Source organism: Kosakonia sp. CCTCC M2018092, from assembly GCF_003864115.1.
Classification (GTDB): domain Bacteria; phylum Pseudomonadota; class Gammaproteobacteria; order Enterobacterales; family Enterobacteriaceae; genus Kosakonia; species Kosakonia cowanii.
The window spans coordinates 1205850-1222099 of sequence record NZ_CP034225.1; the positions used below are offsets into that span (position 1 = coordinate 1205850).

Below are 16250 nucleotides of genomic sequence, written 5' to 3' on the forward strand. Positions count from 1 at the left end.
TTTATGATAGTATCCGGCAATATTCTTTAGCCGTAGAAAACCTATGCTGCAAAATATCCGTATTGTCTTAGTTGAAACCTCCCATACCGGCAACATGGGCTCCGTTGCCCGTGCCATGAAAACCATGGGCTTAACCAATCTCTGGCTGGTTAACCCGCTGGTCAAACCCGATTCACAGGCTATTGCGCTCGCCGCAGGTGCCAGCGATGTGATCGGCAATGCGCAGATCGTCGACACCTTAGATGAAGCCTTAGCCGGTTGTAGCCTGGTGGTTGGCACCAGCGCGCGTTCACGCACGCTGCCGTGGCCGATGCTCGATCCGCGCGAATGCGGCCTGAAAAGCATCGGTGAAGCGGAACATGCACCGGTAGCACTGGTGTTTGGCCGCGAGCGCGTTGGGCTTACCAATGAAGAGTTGCAGAAGTGCCACTATCACGTGGCGATTGCCGCCAACCCGGAGTACAGCTCGCTGAACCTGGCGATGGCGGTGCAGGTAATCGCCTATGAAGTGCGCATGGCGTGGCTGGCAAAGCAGGAGAGCGATGCGCCAACCGCAGAGCAGGAAGAGACGCCTTACCCGCTGGTCGACGATCTCGAGCGCTTCTACGGTCACCTGGAGCAGACGCTGCTCTCCACCGGTTTTATCCGTGAAAGCCACCCCGGGCAGGTGATGAATAAACTGCGCCGCCTCTTCACTCGCGCCCGTCCGGAGAGCCAGGAATTGAACATCCTGCGCGGCATTCTGGCGTCGATTGAGCAGAAGCAAAAAGGGTAATTCAGGCGACAAACCCTGTCCTGGCGGGCGGTTAAGCGAAGCGGTGAATACTTGACTAAAACAGTCAACTAAATAGTTGACCATTTTAGTCAGGAATGTCAGACTTGCGTCTGCTATGCAACGTTAACATTTTAATAATAAACCCCGGGCAGGGGCGAGTTTGAGGCTTGTAAGACATGAGACTGACATCTAAAGGGCGTTATGCCGTGACCGCAATGCTGGACGTTGCGCTCAACTCCGAATCGGGCCCGGTGCCGTTGGCTGATATTTCCGAGCGTCAGGGAATTTCCCTCTCCTACCTGGAGCAGCTTTTTTCCCGCCTGCGTAAAAACGGCCTGGTTTCCAGCGTACGTGGTCCCGGCGGTGGTTATCTGCTGGGCAAAGATGCGAACAGCATCGCCGTCGGCGAAGTGATTAGCGCCGTTGACGAATCTGTCGATGCGACCCGTTGCCAGGGTAAAGGTGGCTGCCAGGGCGGCGATAAGTGCCTGACCCACGCGCTGTGGCGCGATCTGAGCGATCGCCTGACCGGTTTCCTGAACAACATCACTCTCGGTGAGCTGGTGAATAATCAGGAAATCCTCGACGTCTCTGACCGTCAGCACAGCAACGAATCCCATCGTAACACCCGTGGCCAGGACGCGATCGACGTTAAGCTGCGCGCATAATAATTAAACTGAATTCAGAATCGGGCCAGGGCATCCACTGATGCCCTGTTAACACGGTCGTACATCCAGCCGGTTGCCTGATTCCTTGCATTAGAGCGATGTACGGAGTTTAAAGAGCAATGAAATTACCGATCTATCTCGACTACTCCGCAACCACGCCGGTGGATCCGCGTGTTGCCGAGAAAATGATGCAGTTTCTCACCCTGGACGGGACCTTTGGTAACCCTGCTTCCCGTTCGCACCGTTTCGGCTGGCAGGCTGAAGAGGCGGTAGATATCGCCCGCAACCAGATTGCTGAACTGGTCGGCGCTGACCCGCGCGAAATCGTCTTCACCTCCGGTGCAACCGAATCCGACAACCTGGCGATTAAAGGCGCTGCCAATTTCTACCAGAAAAAAGGCAAGCACATCATCACCAGCAAAACCGAACACAAAGCCGTGCTGGACACATGTCGCCAGCTTGAGCGCGAAGGGTTTGAAGTGACTTACCTCGCCCCGCAGCGCAACGGCATTATCGATCTGAAAGAACTCGAAGCGGCGATGCGTGACGACACCATCATCGTCTCTATCATGCACGTGAATAACGAAATCGGCGTGGTGCAGGATATCGCGGCTATCGGCGAAATGTGCCGTGCGCGCGGCATTATCTACCACGTTGACGCCACCCAGAGCGTCGGCAAACTGCCGATCGATCTGAGCCAGCTGAAAGTCGATCTGATGTCCTTCTCCGGCCATAAAATCTACGGCCCGAAAGGTATCGGCGCGCTCTACGTACAGCGTAAACCGCGTATCCGTATCGAAGCGCAGATGCACGGCGGCGGTCATGAGCGCGGCATGCGTTCCGGCACTCTGCCTGTTCACCAGATCGTTGGCATGGGCGAAGCTTACCGTATCGCGAAAGAAGAGATGGAGAGCGAAATGGCGCGTCTGCGCGTGCTGCGCAACCGTCTGTGGAACGGCATCAACGATATCGAAGAAGTCTATCTGAACGGCGACCTCGAGCACGGCGCACCGAGCATCCTCAACGTCAGCTTTAACTACGTTGAAGGCGAGTCGCTGATCATGGCGCTGAAAGATCTGGCTGTCTCTTCTGGTTCAGCCTGTACCTCTGCAAGCCTGGAACCGTCCTACGTGCTGCGCGCGTTGGGCATGAATGATGAACTGGCGCACAGCTCCATCCGTTTCTCTTTAGGGCGTTTCACCACTGAAGAAGAGATTGACTACACCATCGAGCTGGTCCGCAAATCCATCGGCCGTCTGCGCGATCTCTCTCCGCTGTGGGAGATGTTCAAGCAGGGCGTGGATCTCGAATCCATTGAATGGGCTCATCATTAATTTTAGGTTGCGCAAACAGGAGAATAAAAAATGGCTTATAGCGAAAAAGTAATCGATCACTACGAAAACCCGCGCAACGTTGGCTCGTTCGACAACGGCGACAACAGCATCGGTAGCGGCATGGTTGGCGCACCGGCGTGTGGCGACGTGATGAAACTGCAGATCAAAGTGAACGATAAAGGCATTATCGAAGACGCGCGTTTCAAAACTTACGGCTGTGGCTCTGCCATCGCCTCCAGCTCGCTGGTCACCGAGTGGGTGAAGGGCAAGTCTCTGGACGAAGCGCAGGCGATCAAGAACACCGATATCGCCGAAGAGCTGGAACTGCCGCCGGTTAAAATCCACTGCTCTATCCTGGCAGAAGATGCGATTAAAGCCGCGATTGCGGATTACAAAAGTAAACAAGACGCGAAATAAGGCAGGAGGTTGTTGTCATGTCCATTAGCCTCAGCGACAGTGCCGCCGCGCGAGTAAATGCCTTCCTGGCCAACCGTGGTAAAGGGTTTGGCCTGCGCCTGGGGGTGAGAACCTCCGGTTGTTCTGGTATGGCTTACGTGCTGGAATTTGTCGACGCACCGAATGATGAAGATACGGTGTTCGAAGACAAAGGCGTGAAGGTAGTGGTTGACGGCAAAAGCCTGCAGTTCCTCGACGGCACTCAGCTGGACTTCGTAAAAGAAGGCCTCAACGAAGGGTTTAAGTTCACCAACCCGAACGTGAAAGATGAGTGCGGTTGCGGCGAAAGCTTCCACGTCTAATCGCCTCTGACGATGACCCCACCGCAGTCGCCTGCGCGTGGGGTTTATTACGATTGCATACCCGGAATTGTTATGGATTACTTCACCCTCTTTGGGTTGCCGGCCCAGTACCCACTCGACACCCAGGCGCTGGCCACGCGTTTCCAGGATCTGCAACGGCAGTTCCACCCCGATCGCTTCGCCAGCCAGCCACAGTCTGAGCAACTGGCCGCCGTACAGCAATCCGCGACCATCAACCAGGCATGGCAAACGTTGCGCCATCCGCTGCTGCGCGCAGAATATCTGCTCTCGCTGCACGGCTTCGATCTGGCCTCTGAACAGCACACCGTGCGCGACACCGCTTTCCTGATGGAACAGCTGGAGCTGCGCGAAGAGCTGGATGAGATTGCCCAGGCTGAAGACGCCGCCCGTCTGGAAGCTTTTCAGGCGCGCATCAAAGGCATGTATGACGCCCGTCACCAGCAGATGGTTGAACAACTTGATGCACAAGCGTGGGAGACGGCGGCGGATACCGTGCGTAAACTACGTTTTCTCGATAAACTGCGCAGCTCAACAGAACAACTCGAAGAAAAACTGCTCGGTTTTTAAATTTCTGGAAGCACATCATGGCCTTATTACAAATCAGTGAACCGGGTCTGAGCGCCGCACCGCACCAGCGTCGGCTGGCGGCAGGCATCGACCTCGGGACCACCAACTCGCTGGTGGCGACGGTACGTAGCGGCCAGGCGGAAACGCTGGCCGACAGCGCCGGGCGCCATCTGCTCCCCTCTGTCGTCCACTATCAGGCCGAAAGCCACGTGGTTGGCTTTGATGCGCGCAACAACGCCGCGCTCGATTCGGTCAACACCATTAGCTCGGTAAAACGTCTGATGGGCCGCAGCCTTGCCGATATCCAGGCGCGCTATCCGCACCTGCCGTGGCAGTTCCAGGCGAGCGAAAACGGCCTGCCGATGATTGTCACCCGCGCCGGTCTGGTTAACCCGATCCGCGTCTCTGCCGATATCCTCAAAGCCCTTGCTGCTCGTGCGCAAGAATCGCTGGCGGGCGAGCTGGATGGCGTAGTGATCACCGTGCCCGCCTATTTCGATGACGCTCAGCGCCAGGGCACCAAAGACGCTGCGCGTCTGGCGGGCCTGCACGTGCTGCGCCTGCTGAACGAACCGACGGCGGCGGCGATTGCCTACGGTCTCGACTCCGGTAAAGAGGGCGTTATTGCCGTCTACGATCTCGGCGGCGGCACCTTTGATATCTCGATTTTGCGCCTGAGCCGCGGGGTGTTTGAAGTGCTGGCTACCGGTGGCGATTCCGCTCTCGGCGGCGACGATTTCGACCACCTGCTGGCGGACTTTATCTGCGAGCAGGCGGGCATCTCCGAACGCAGCGACGCCCGCCAGCAGCGCGAACTGCTGGACGCGGCGATTGCTGCCAAAATCGCCCTGAGCGATGCCGATCGCGTGGCGGTCAACGTCGCGGGCTGGCAGGGTGAAATCACCCGTGAACAGTTCGACGCGCTGATTACGCCGCTGGTAAAACGCACGCTGCTCTCCTGCCGCCGCGCCCTGAAAGACGCGGGCGTTGAAGCTGATGAGGTGCTGGAAGTGGTGATGGTCGGCGGCTCGACCCGCGTGCCGCTGGTGCGCGAACGTGTCGGCGACTTTTTTGGCCGCACGCCGCTGACCTCCATCGACCCGGATAAAGTGGTCGCCATTGGCGCGGCTATCCAGGCTGATATTCTGGTCGGCAACAAGCCGGACAGCGAAATGCTGCTGCTGGATGTCATCCCGCTGTCGTTAGGGCTGGAGACCATGGGCGGCCTGGTTGAGAAGGTGATCCCGCGTAACACCACCATTCCGGTGGCGCGTGCGCAGGAGTTCACCACCTTCAAAGATGGGCAAACCGCGATGTCGATCCACGTGATGCAGGGCGAGCGTGAACTGGTGAGCGACTGCCGCTCGCTGGCGCGTTTCTCCCTGCGCGGCATCCCGGCAATGCCGGCGGGTGGGGCGCATATTCGCGTCACCTTCCAGGTGGATGCCGATGGTCTGCTGAGCGTCACGGCGATGGAAAAATCGACCGGCGTGGAAGCCTCCATCCAGGTGAAACCCTCGTACGGGCTGACCGACGGCGAAATCGCCGACATGATTAAAGACTCCATGAGTTTCGCCGAGCAGGACGTGAAAGCGCGCATGCTGGCGGAGCAGAAAGTGGAAGCCGCGCGCGTGCTGGAGAGTGTCACCAGCGCGATCGCCGCGGATGCCGCGCTGCTAAGCGCCGCAGAGCGGGCGGAGATCGACGAGGCGGTCGCGCAGTTGCGTGCGGTTGCCGAAACCGATGATACCGACGCCATCGAACACGCCATTAAAAATGTAGATAAACAAACCCAGGAATTCGCCGCGCGTCGTATGGATCAGTCCGTACGCAGCGCATTAAAAGGCCATTCCGTCGACGAGGTTTAATATGCCTAAAATTGTTTTTCTGCCTCATCAGGACCTCTGTCCGGATGGCGCAGTTCTGGAAGCTAAGAGCGGTGAAACGATTCTGGATGTCGCCCTGCGCGGCGGCATTGAGATTGAACACGCCTGTGAGAAATCCTGCGCCTGCACCACCTGCCACTGCGTGGTGCGTGAAGGGTTTGACTCGCTGCCGGAAAGCAGCGAAGACGAAGATGACATGCTGGATAAAGCCTGGGGTCTGGAGCCGGAGAGCCGTTTAGGCTGCCAGGCGCGCGTCACCGATGAAGATCTGGTGGTCGAGATCCCGCGTTACACCATCAACCACGCGCGGGAGCACTAAGATGGGGCTGAAGTGGACCGATAGCCGTGAAATCGGCGAAGCGCTGTATGACAGCCGCCCGGACGTTGACCCGACCACCGTACGTTTCACCGATATGCATCAGTGGATCTGCGAGCTGGAAGAGTTTGATGACGATCCGGCTGCATCGAATGAAAAAATTCTTGAAGCGATTCTGCTAGTCTGGTTAGACGAAGCAGCATAATCATCAAACGGGCTGCCTTCGGGTGGCCCGTTTTTATGGACACAACCGTTGGCCGGAGCAGGCATTTGCCATCCGGCGATTGTGAAAAGGATAAAAAGAATGACAGAAGCTATGAAAGTCACCCTCACCACGCAGCCCGCCGACGCGCGCTGGGGTGAAAAAGCAGCCTACAGCATCAACAACGACGGCATTGCCCTGCACTTAACCGGCAAAGACGATCTTGGCCTTATTCAGCGCGCGGCGCGCAAAATCGACGGCCTCGGCATCAAACACGTTGCCCTGAGCGGCGAAGGGTGGGACGCGGATCGCAGCTGGGCGTTCTGGTCCGGCTATAAAGGGCCGAAAGGGACGCGTAAAGTCGAGTGGGCGCAGCTTGATGAAGCAGAGCAGAAAGAGCTGGATAGCCGCCTGAAGGTGATCGACTGGGTGCGCGACACCATCAACGCCTCGGCCGAAGAGCTGGGGCCGGAGCAGCTGGCGCAGCGCGCGGTCGATCTGCTCTTCAGCGTTGGCGGCGACAATGTCTCTTACCGCATCACCAAAGGCGAAGATCTGCGCGAGCAGAATTACATGGGGCTGCACACGGTTGGACGTGGCTCCGAGCGTCCACCGGTGCTGCTGGCGCTCGATTACAACCCGACCGGTAACCCGGATGCGCCGGTCTACGCCGCGCTGGTGGGCAAAGGCATCACCTTTGATACCGGCGGCTACAGCCTGAAGCAGAGCGCATTTATGGATTCGATGAAATCCGATATGGGTGGTGCGGCGCTGGTTACCGGTGCGCTGGCGTTTGCCATCAACCGTGGCCTGAACAAGCGCGTTAAGCTCTGGCTCTGCTGCGCTGACAATATGGTCAGCGGCAACGCGTTTAAGCTGGGCGATATTATTCACTACCGCAACGGTAAAAAAGTTGAGGTGATGAACACCGACGCGGAAGGGCGTCTGGTGCTGGCAGATGGCCTGATTGACGCCTCTGCGCAAAAACCGCAGCTGATTATCGATGCCGCGACGCTGACCGGTGCGGCGAAAACCGCGCTGGGCAATGATTACCATGCGCTGTTCAGCTTTGATGACGCGCTGGCGGGCCGCCTGCTTAACAGCGCAGCGGCGGAAAACGAGCCGTTCTGGCGTCTGCCGCTGGCAGAGTTCCACCGTCACCAGCTTCCGTCCAACTTTGCCGAGCTGAACAACACCGCCAGCGCGGCCTTCCCGGCAGGGGCGAGCACCGCCGCCGGTTTCCTTTCGCACTTTGTGGAAAACTATCAGCAGGGCTGGCTGCATATCGACTGCTCGGCGACCTACCGTAAATCGGCGGTTGAGCAGTGGGCGGCCGGTGCGACAGGGTTAGGTGTGCGCACCGTTGCCAATCTGTTGACCGCCGAGTAAGCGGTGTGCCTGATGGCGCTTACGCTTATCAGGCCTACAAAAGCAGCCCGTAGGCCGGATAAGGCGTTTCGCCGCCATCCGGCAATAAAGCGGCCCCGTAGCCACGGGTTACGCCCGAAATGTAGGCCGGATAAGGCGTTTACGCCGCCATCCGGCAATAAAGCGGCCCCGTAGCCACGGGTTACGCCCGAAACGTAGGCCGGATAAGGCGTTTTCGCCGCCATCCGGCAATAAAGCGGCCCCGTAGCCACGGGTTGCGCCCGAAACGTAGGCCGGATAAGGCGTTTCGCCGCCATCCGGCAATAAAGCGCCCCGTAGCCACAGGTTGCGCCCGAAACGTAGGCCGGATAAGGCGTTTACGCCGCCATCCGGCAATAAAGCGGCACTGAACCCGTAGGCCGGATAAGGCAACGCCGCCATCCGGCAATGCGCAAAACCCGGGCGCGATTACGCACGAAAACGAACCAGAGATCCTATGTCCGAAACGAAAAACGAATTAGAAACCCTGCTTGAGCAGGCGGCGACCGAACCCGCTTACCGTCCGGCCTTTTTCCGCACGCTGCTCGACTCTACCGTTTGGGTGCCAGGCAATGCCGCAGAAGGCGAAGCGGTGGTGGAGGAGAGCGCGCTCGATATCCAGCACTGGGAAAAAGATGACGGCACCTCGGTGATCCCCTTTTTCACCTCCCTGACAGCGCTGCAACAGGCGGTCGACGACGAGCAGGCCTTTGTGGTGATGCCCGCGCGCACGCTGTTTGAAATGACGCTCGGCGAAACCCTGTTCCTTAACGCTAAGCTGCCGACCGGGAAAGAGTTCACCCCGCGTGAAATCAGCCATCTGGTTGGCGAAGAGGGCAGCCCGCTCAGCCAGCAAGAGGTGCTTGAAGGCGGTACCGCGCTGCTGCTCTCGGAAGTTGCCGAGCCGCCCGCTCAGATGGTCGACTCCCTGACCACGCTGTTCAAAAGCATCAAAACCGTTAAACGCGCCTTTATCTGCTCCATCAAAGAGCAGGCTGACGCGCAGGCGAACCTGTTAATCGGCATTGAAGCCGAAGGCGATATCGAAGAGATCATTCATGCCGCGGGCAGTGTGGCGACCGATACGCTGCCGGGCGATGAGCCAGTTGATATCTGCCAGGTCGCCGAAGGCGAGAAGGGCATCAGCCACTTTATGCTGGCGCACATCACCCCGTTCTACGAGCGCCGCTGGGGCAGTTTTCTGCGCGATTTCAAAACCAACCGCATTATCTAACGTCTCAGGCGGTACGCCCCGTACCGCTTACCCCCCTAAATTCGTGGGGAATGTATTCAGCCCATCCCTGTGGTAGGGTGCGCTTTTACGTTTCTTTACGGTTAAGGTTATGGACAGAAAAACTCTGCTCTACTGCTTCGGCGTGCCCCTCTTATTGCTGGTTTATGCCTGCTGGCAAAACATTCGTATTGATGATGGCTATGTCTACCAGGTCACGCGATATGGCACCGTCGGGCACAGCGCAGCGGCCGATCTGCTGCGCCACTTTCTGTCGAAAGCCGGCATCTTTCTGTCACTGATGGCGCTGCTTGCCAGCACCAGCGCGGTAGGGCTCTGTTTCTATAGCGTGCGCAGGGCGCGCATCTCTGCCGATAACCTGATTGTTGCCTTTAACCTCTGTCGTAAACTGCTGCCTTTTATCATGGTTACCGTGATGTCCTGCATCGGTTTTGCGCTGATCGCGGTCTTCCTGTATGAAATCTGCTGGCTCTACACCCTGGGGCCAGCGAGCGCGTTAAACATCAAGCTGGTGCTGTTCATCCTGCTGGTAATTGGCTCCCTGCTGATTATGGTATTGAAGAGCCTGTTCCTGCTGAAAAAATGTTTCACCCTGTTTGAGCCGCAGGATATGGAGGTGCACGGCACCGCCGTGCGCGAAAACGATGCGCCGGAACTCTGGCGCTGGGTGAGGGAGCTTGCACAGCGCGGGCAGGCGATCGTCCCGGATAATATTGTGGTGGGCCTGTTCGAAGGCTTCTACGTTACCGCAAGCCCGGTGCAGATCGAGAAGGGCGAACGGCTTACCGGCAATACCCTCTATTTCCCGCTCAGCTATGCGGCGTTTATGAATAAAGAGGAGGTGGCAGCGGTCATCGGTCACGAACTGGGGCACTTCTCCGGTAATGACACGCTCTATACGCTGCACTTTGCCGGGCTTTACGCCGGGATGGAGAACAGCCTCAACTACTTCTACCGTGATGTTGGCGGCAGCGGTTGGCTGGAGCGCCTGGCGCTGAATCCGACCATCCATCTTGGCATGTGGTTTTTCCGTCAGTTCCACGAAACGGTGAGTGGCTGGAGCCGCGTGCGTGAACTGGCAGCAGATGCCGCCGGGGCGCGCACCAGCTCATCGATGGCGCTTGCCGCGTCGCTGCTGCGTTTCTCCGCCCTCAATGAGCGTTTTCAGGGGCCGATGGAGCAGTTTTTCCAGCGCAAACTGGCGACTGACGATCTGGTGCATAGCCTCTTTACTGAACTGCGCAATGGCGACCGGTTCGATCTCTCCGCATCACTGGAAGAGGCGCTGGCGCACCCGACCGACAGCCATCCGCCGACCCGTGCGCGTATTGAACAGTTGAAAGTTCCGCTGGATGAGGCGCTGATGGCGCAAGCGTCGCGCCCGGTCGGGGAAGCGGATTATCTCTGGATGCGCAGCCTGTTTCGCGATGCCTCTGCGCTCTCGAAGGCGTTAACCAGCGGCATGGCCAGCGAAGTTGACGCCCATTACGAGGCGTACCAGTCTGAGCTAAAAGATCTCGCGTCCCGCGCCACCGGTACGCTGGTGGTCTCACTGCGCAAGAAGAATCTGTGGATCTTCGTCGGGCTGACGGTGCTCTGCGCGGCGGCCGCGGTGATGGTGTTCACGCTGAGCATTCAGTGGAACTCATCGGCCAACAGTCCGATGGATATGATTACGTTTGGCCTTGTGGCTGGTTCACTGCTCTTTGCGCTGGCAAGCTGGACGATGTACACCCGCGTGCGCCAGCCGCTCTTTACGTTGACGGCGCAGGGGATTGAGAGCTATCAGCTCAGCGCGCCGTTTATGCTCGACGCGATCGAGAATATTGGCATTCGCAGCATTAACGATTGGGTGTTTATCGATCTTTTCTGGCGCGAAGGCTATCAGCCGCCGAAGCTGGTTGTCAGCCGGCTGGTGCGCAACTTCATCTTCGAGCCGAAAAACCGCAAAGTGGTATTGAGCCTGCCCGGCGGCCTGTTGAAAGGCGAGCAGCGCGAGAAGTTATCCATCGAAGAGTTTTACGTCGCGCTTAATGAATACGCGGAAAGCGCGTGGGCGCGCCGGGAGTTGTCGAAACATTCGGCGTGAGATTGCCGATGGCGATTCACGGTTTCGGCGCCGTGTAGATGCCGGATGGCGGCGTAAACGCCTTATCCGGCCTACGGTTTCGGTGCCGTGTGCATGCCGGATGGCGGCATAAATGCCTTATCCGGCCTACGGTTTTGCGAGTTTGCAAAGTACCGCTTTTGTAGGCCTGATAAGCGCAGCGCCATCAGGCATTTCTCCGCACCGTCACCCGGCCTGCGTCGCTTCCAGCAGCAGCAGATCCATCAGCAGCACCAGGTTGGACTCAAACGAAGTGATCCCCGCCGCTTCGGCGGCGAAATGCACCGCCTCGTCGTAAAGGGCGAAATGCACATCCGCCAGCGCCGCCAGCGAATTGGCCGAGGCGCGGGTAAAGGCCACCACCGTCATCCCCACCGTGCGCGCAATCCGTGCCTTATCCAGCACCTGCTCGGTCTCGCCGCTGCGCGAAACGGCAATAAACACCTGATAACGCGCGGCGTTGCTGAGAAAGATATTGCGGCTGTCACCGGGGCCGGAGATAAACGCCGTCTTACCCAAAACCTGTAACTTTTTGGTCAGGTACTCGGCAAACAGATAAGAAAACCCCGCGCCGTAGAGAAAAAAGCTCTCCCGCTCGCGCAGCAGGCTGGCAAACTGCCGCCGCTTCTCCTCGGTCACCCACTGAAAGGTGTGCTGATAATTGACCATAAACTGCTGGAACAGAACGGGCAGCTCGGCGACGCCGTCATGGTGCTGCTCCGCCAGGTGCGGCGTATCCGCCAGCAGTTGCTTGCAGTGCCAGATAAACTCGCTAAAACCGCTAAACCCCAGCTTCTGACAGAGACGAATAATCGTCGCTGTCGAAACATAGGTCGCCTGCGCCAGCGCGCGCACGGTAATGTTGCCCACCAGCAGCGGGTGCTCCGTAAGGTGAGCCAGCACGCGGTATTCAGCGCGGGAGAGCGACTCCCCGCGCGTCAGCAAAGGCGCAAGTCGGTTATCCATCTACGCGCTTTCGACAGGCAGATCGTCGCGCGCGCCCCATTCACTCCACGAGCCGTCATAGAGCGTTGCCGTATTAACCCCGAGCGTCTCCAGCGCCAGCAGCACCACCGCGGCGGTCACGCCGGAGCCACAGCTGGCGATAATCGGCTTATGCAAATCAACACCCTGGCGCTGGAAAATACGCAGCAGTTCATCGGTGGTTTTCAGCTCACCATCCGCCACCAGATCGACCCACGGCACATTCAGCGCACCGGGAATATGACCACGCTTAAGACCTGGGCGCGGCTCATCCACTTCGCCACTGAAACGCGGTGCCGGACGGGCATCGACCAGTTGCGCCGTGCCTTCGTGGCTCGCCAGCAGGACATCGGTCACTTTTTTCACTACGGAAGGATCGAAATTGGCGGTGAAATCAGACTCCGGCAGCGCAACATCGCCCTGCTGTAACGGCAGGGCATCACGCTGCCAGCCCGCCAGACCACCAGCGAGAATAGAGACCTTCTCTACGCCAACCTTGCGCAGCATCCACCAGGCGCGCGGCGCGGAGAAGAGGTTGCCTTCGTCATACACCACCAGGTGTTTATCATGGCAGACGCCTGATTCGCGCATGGCGACGGCAAACGTCTCCGGGCGGGAGAGCATATGGGGCAGGGGAGAGGTGTGATCGGAGAGGGCTTCAATATCAAAAAAGACCGCACCGGGCAGGTGTCCGGCGCGGTATTCCGCTTTCATATCGCGATGCTCCTGGCCAACCGGCGCCATTCTGGCGTCAATCAGCTGGATTTCAGGATCATCGCTGTGCTCTATCAGCCAGTCGGCCGCGACAAAAAAAGAGGTGGACATGGTGCCTCCGGGTCATCAACAGTTATCTGAATTGTTAACGTTTTTTCACTACCCGACAAGCTACCATCTCTCGCGCCGCGAGCCACCTCGGAAAATTACACCGCTTTGCCGTTTTCCCAGGCTTTTTGCAGCGCTGGCCAGTAATCCTGATTAGCGGTAATCATCTCATCAAGGATCGCCTTCGCATGCTGCATGGTCGGCACGGTGCGATTAAGGGTAAAGGCCTGCAACGCCTTCTCGTAACTCCCCTCCATCGTCGCTTCCACCAGTAACTGCTCCGAAGCCAGTTGCTGCATCAATAGCGTCTGGTGGAACAGCGGCACCGCGCCCATACGCACCGGCTCCGGCCCGTTACTGGTGATGTAAGCCGGCACTTCCACCATCGCGTCGTAGGGCAGATTGGCAATCGCACCCTTGTTTTCAACAATCACCAGATGACGCTGGCGCAGGTTGAAGGCCAGCGAACAGGCGACATCGACAATAAACGCCCCGTGAACGCCGACGTGGAACGCATCAGGCAGAATGCCGGTCTGCTTATACTCAGCCGCCGCAGCGAAGAGTTTTTTCTCGCGCCCGTCCATCACCTCATTGGCGCGGGTGTAGTTTGGATCCTGATGATCGACAATCTCGTTGGGCATCAGGTAGTACTGCAAATAGGGGTTCGGCAGATACTCCGGGAAGTGATCCATGATCGGCTTGATATTGCGCCAGGTTTTCACCCATGACGGATCGGCGTGCTGCGGATCGGTCTGTGCGGCGTCTTCCGTCAGCAGGCCAAAGCGGGCGACGTGCTCGCGCAGGGCAGGGAGGCGATCTTCGCCATCGACGCGCACCTGGGTAAACCAGCCGAAGTGGTTAAGGCCAAAATAGTCGACCTCAAGCTGGTGGCGATCAACGCCGAGGATCGCGCCCATATTGCGCATCGCCGCCACCGGCATATCGCAAATATTAAGCACCCGCGCATTCGGGCGCAGACGGCGCACCCCTTCAGCGACAATTGCTGCCGGGTTGGAGTAGTTAACGATCCAGGCTTTTTTATCCGCGTAACGCTCAACCAGATCGATCAGCTCCACCATCGGCAAAATAGTACGCAGACCGTAGGCCAACCCGCCTGGCCCGCAGGTCTCCTGACCGACCACGCCGTGGCGCAGCGGGATCTTCTCATCCTGCTCGCGCATCTTGTACTGGCCGACGCGCATCTGGGCGAAGACAAAGTGCGCGCCGCTAAAGGCGGTTTCGGCATCATTCGTGACGGTAAACTTGATACTCTCGCTGTGGTCACGAATCACCTTCTCAACCACCGGCGCAATGGTGTTCTGCCGCTCGGCATCAATGTCATAGAGGCGAATTTCCGCCAGCGGGAAATCCTCCAGCCGCACCATCAGGCTTTTGACGATGCCCGGCGTATACGTGCTGCCACCACCGGCAATGGATAAGATAAACGGGGGTTTAACCATTTCTGGACTCCTTCAGAGAAACATCTCAACAGCTTCTCGCATTTTTTTGACATGCAGCCCGTAGACCACCTGAACGTTATTACCTTGTTTGATCACGCCTTTCGCGCCCGTGGCTTTCAGCTGCGGCTCATTGATAGCCGCCACATCTTTCACCGTCACGCGCAGGCGGGTGTAGCAGTTGTCGACCACCTCGATATTTTCGCGCCCGCCGAGGCCATTAATAATCGCCTCGCCCACCGCGTCTTTATTCCCCTTCGCCTGGTACTCTTGCTTGCTGTAGAGGCGCGTCTCCTCGCTCTCCTCTTCGCGCCCCGGCGTTTTCATGTTGAAGCGCAAAATAAGGAAGCGGAAGGTGACGAAGTAGAGAGCGAACATAATTAGCCCGACCAGCAGATACATCGGCCAGTTGGACTTTTCGGTGCCGAGCGGCAGGTTGTAGAGAATGAAGTCGATAATGCCGTTCGCGCCGATGGCATGAACGCCGAAGAGCGAGAAGAGCATCATGCCGATGCCGGTCAGCACCGCATGCACCACGAACAGCAGCGGGGCGATAAAGAGGAAAGAGAACTCAATCGGCTCGGTGACGCCAACCAGCAGCGAGGTGAGCGCGGCGGGGATCAAAATCGCTTTCGCTGCGGCTTTGCGCTCCGGTTTCGCCGTCACATACATCGCCAGCGCGGCGGCGGGCAGGCCGAACATCTTGCTGATGCCGCGCGCATCCCACACCACGGTGCTGCTCAGTTTGGTCACACCCGGGCAGGCCATTTCGGCAAAGTAGATGTTGCGCGCGCCCTGATAGCTGCTGCCGCACACCTCAGCCGTGCCGCCCAGTTCGGTATACAAAAACGGCGTATAGACCAGATGATGCAGCCCGGTTGGCACCAGAATGCGCTCCAGGAAACCGTATACCGCCACGCCGAAGGGGCCTGCACCTTTAATCGCCAGCGCCAGCGCGCTGATGCCGTGCTGGGCGAAGGGCCACAGCTCGCTCATTACTACGCCAAGCACCATTGAGACCGGCAGCATAATAATCGCGACAAAGCAGTGCCCGGAGTAGATCGCCATTGCACCGGAAAACTGCACGCGGGAGTAGCGGTCATAGAGATAGCCCGACAGCGCGCCGGTGAGGATCCCGGCGAAAACGCCCATCTCCAGTACCTGCACGCCCAGCACCATCCCCTGGCCTGCGGCTTTCATCTGATCGGCCGGTGCCAGCGCGCCCTGCAATTGCAGCGTCACGTTCATGGCATTAATGAATACGATAAAGGTCACCAGGCCAATCAGCGCGGCATAGCCTTTATCACGCGAAGCCAGCCCGACCGGGATGCCGACTGCAAACACCAGCGCAAGGTTGGCAAGTACCGAAACGGCAGATTTAGCAATCAACTGACCAATGTGCTGAATGAGAGGGTGGCCAAGAAAGGGGAGGTACTCGGCCAGATTGCCATTGCCGAAGATATTACCGAAGGCAATAAACAGGCCAACGATCGGCAAAATGAGCACCGGGCCAAAAAGGGACTTACCAAAATTTTGTAGGGCATTCACGGCTCTGGACATAGTGTTCTCGCTTTTTAGCACCGCGTAGTAAGGGACACAGACCGCATAACGTTAGCAGCCGGTCAGGTGTTATCGCTATCTATCTTATTGTTTTAAAAACAAATGACGTGCAACGTAACATGTTACGTCACGGG

General features: G+C 58.1%; 16 protein-coding genes. 12 read left to right on the forward strand and 4 right to left on the reverse strand.

Translation table 11 applies throughout. The features are described from left to right. The first annotated feature begins 43 nt into the window (after positions 1–43). The 12 genes from trmJ (at position 44) to EH164_RS05745 (ending at position 11275) form a co-directional block, all read left to right on the forward strand. Entirely contained in the window at positions 44–775 is a 732-nt protein-coding gene (gene trmJ / locus EH164_RS05690; RefSeq protein ID WP_042711559.1) for a tRNA (cytosine(32)/uridine(32)-2'-O)-methyltransferase TrmJ, read from the forward strand. Between the two features lie 176 nt (positions 776–951). Beyond that, positions 952–1443: a Fe-S cluster assembly transcriptional regulator IscR gene (gene iscR / locus EH164_RS05695; protein WP_023481145.1), complete on the forward strand. Its 492-nt coding sequence runs from the start codon at positions 952–954 to the stop codon at positions 1441–1443. A 119-nt stretch (positions 1444–1562) separates the two neighbouring features. Further along, positions 1563–2777: a cysteine desulfurase gene (gene iscS / locus EH164_RS05700; RefSeq protein WP_124967580.1), complete on the forward strand. Its 1215-nt coding sequence runs from the start codon at positions 1563–1565 to the stop codon at positions 2775–2777. Positions 2778–2807: 30 nt separating this feature from the next. Next, a complete protein-coding gene (gene iscU / locus EH164_RS05705) occupies positions 2808–3194 on the forward strand; it encodes a Fe-S cluster assembly scaffold IscU (RefSeq protein WP_023481244.1) in 387 nt (128 codons plus the stop codon). Between the two features lie 17 nt (positions 3195–3211). After that, positions 3212–3535 carry an iron-sulfur cluster assembly protein IscA gene (iscA, locus tag EH164_RS05710; protein WP_023481184.1) on the forward strand — a complete coding sequence of 108 codons (324 nt, stop codon included), beginning with the start codon at positions 3212–3214 and terminating at the stop codon, positions 3533–3535. A gap of 72 nt (positions 3536–3607) precedes the next feature. Next, positions 3608–4123, forward strand: a complete 516-nt coding sequence (hscB, locus tag EH164_RS05715) for a co-chaperone HscB (protein ID WP_124967581.1) — start codon at positions 3608–3610, stop codon at positions 4121–4123. A gap of 17 nt (positions 4124–4140) precedes the next feature. Next, positions 4141–5991 carry a Fe-S protein assembly chaperone HscA gene (gene hscA, locus EH164_RS05720; protein ID WP_124967582.1) on the forward strand — a complete coding sequence of 617 codons (1851 nt, stop codon included), beginning with the start codon at positions 4141–4143 and terminating at the stop codon, positions 5989–5991. Between the two features lies 1 nt (position 5992). Next, positions 5993–6328, forward strand: coding sequence for an ISC system 2Fe-2S type ferredoxin (gene fdx / locus EH164_RS05725; RefSeq protein WP_039079657.1), 336 nt, complete (start codon positions 5993–5995; stop codon positions 6326–6328). Between the two features lies 1 nt (position 6329). Next, positions 6330–6530 (forward strand): Fe-S cluster assembly protein IscX, encoded by a 201-nt coding sequence (iscX, locus tag EH164_RS05730; RefSeq protein ID WP_023481246.1) that lies wholly within the window; start codon positions 6330–6332, stop codon positions 6528–6530. Positions 6531–6629: 99 nt separating this feature from the next. Then, complete coding sequence (pepB, locus tag EH164_RS05735) at positions 6630–7916, forward strand: aminopeptidase PepB (RefSeq protein ID WP_124967583.1); 1287 nt, start codon at positions 6630–6632, stop codon at positions 7914–7916. A 475-nt stretch (positions 7917–8391) separates the two neighbouring features. After that, positions 8392–9168 carry an enhanced serine sensitivity protein SseB gene (gene sseB, locus EH164_RS05740; protein ID WP_124967584.1) on the forward strand — a complete coding sequence of 259 codons (777 nt, stop codon included), beginning with the start codon at positions 8392–8394 and terminating at the stop codon, positions 9166–9168. Between the two features lie 109 nt (positions 9169–9277). Then, complete coding sequence (locus EH164_RS05745; RefSeq protein ID WP_124967585.1) at positions 9278–11275, forward strand: M48 family metallopeptidase; 1998 nt, start codon at positions 9278–9280, stop codon at positions 11273–11275. A gap of 204 nt (positions 11276–11479) precedes the next feature. Here EH164_RS05745 and EH164_RS05750 read toward each other — a convergent pair whose 3' ends face one another. The 4 genes from EH164_RS05750 to EH164_RS05765 form a co-directional block, all read right to left on the reverse strand. Beyond that, positions 11480–12259 (reverse strand): MurR/RpiR family transcriptional regulator, encoded by a 780-nt coding sequence (locus EH164_RS05750; RefSeq protein WP_124967586.1) that lies wholly within the window; start codon positions 12257–12259, stop codon positions 11480–11482. Next, the gene (gene sseA, locus EH164_RS05755; RefSeq protein ID WP_124967587.1) at positions 12260–13102 is read right to left on the reverse strand and encodes a 3-mercaptopyruvate sulfurtransferase; all 843 of its coding nucleotides are present in this window, start codon (positions 13100–13102) and stop codon (positions 12260–12262) included. Positions 13103–13197: 95 nt separating this feature from the next. Beyond that, on the reverse strand, positions 13198–14559 hold the full coding sequence (locus tag EH164_RS05760; protein ID WP_124967588.1) for a 6-phospho-alpha-glucosidase: 1362 nt from the start codon (positions 14557–14559) through the stop codon (positions 13198–13200). Positions 14560–14571: 12 nt separating this feature from the next. After that, entirely contained in the window at positions 14572–16116 is a 1545-nt protein-coding gene (locus EH164_RS05765) for a PTS transporter subunit EIIC (RefSeq protein ID WP_124967589.1), read from the reverse strand. Between the last annotated feature and the right edge of the window lie 134 nt (positions 16117–16250).

Coding starts and splice junctions, on each gene's coding strand:
- EH164_RS05745 (WP_124967585.1), top strand. CDS start 9,278: ATGGACAGAAAAACTCTGCTCTACTGCTTCGGCGTGCCCCTCTTATTG.
- EH164_RS05750 (WP_124967586.1), bottom strand. CDS start 12,259: ATGGATAACCGACTTGCGCCTTTGCTGACGCGCGGGGAGTCGCTCTCC.
- pepB (WP_124967583.1), top strand. CDS start 6,630: ATGACAGAAGCTATGAAAGTCACCCTCACCACGCAGCCCGCCGACGCG.
- sseA (WP_124967587.1), bottom strand. CDS start 13,102: ATGTCCACCTCTTTTTTTGTCGCGGCCGACTGGCTGATAGAGCACAGC.
- fdx (WP_039079657.1), top strand. CDS start 5,993: ATGCCTAAAATTGTTTTTCTGCCTCATCAGGACCTCTGTCCGGATGGC.
- EH164_RS05765 (WP_124967589.1), bottom strand. CDS start 16,116: ATGTCCAGAGCCGTGAATGCCCTACAAAATTTTGGTAAGTCCCTTTTT.
- iscU (WP_023481244.1), top strand. CDS start 2,808: ATGGCTTATAGCGAAAAAGTAATCGATCACTACGAAAACCCGCGCAAC.
- EH164_RS05760 (WP_124967588.1), bottom strand. CDS start 14,559: ATGGTTAAACCCCCGTTTATCTTATCCATTGCCGGTGGTGGCAGCACG.
- iscS (WP_124967580.1), top strand. CDS start 1,563: ATGAAATTACCGATCTATCTCGACTACTCCGCAACCACGCCGGTGGAT.
- hscA (WP_124967582.1), top strand. CDS start 4,141: ATGGCCTTATTACAAATCAGTGAACCGGGTCTGAGCGCCGCACCGCAC.
- iscA (WP_023481184.1), top strand. CDS start 3,212: ATGTCCATTAGCCTCAGCGACAGTGCCGCCGCGCGAGTAAATGCCTTC.
- iscR (WP_023481145.1), top strand. CDS start 952: ATGAGACTGACATCTAAAGGGCGTTATGCCGTGACCGCAATGCTGGAC.
- hscB (WP_124967581.1), top strand. CDS start 3,608: ATGGATTACTTCACCCTCTTTGGGTTGCCGGCCCAGTACCCACTCGAC.
- sseB (WP_124967584.1), top strand. CDS start 8,392: ATGTCCGAAACGAAAAACGAATTAGAAACCCTGCTTGAGCAGGCGGCG.
- iscX (WP_023481246.1), top strand. CDS start 6,330: ATGGGGCTGAAGTGGACCGATAGCCGTGAAATCGGCGAAGCGCTGTAT.
- trmJ (WP_042711559.1), top strand. CDS start 44: ATGCTGCAAAATATCCGTATTGTCTTAGTTGAAACCTCCCATACCGGC.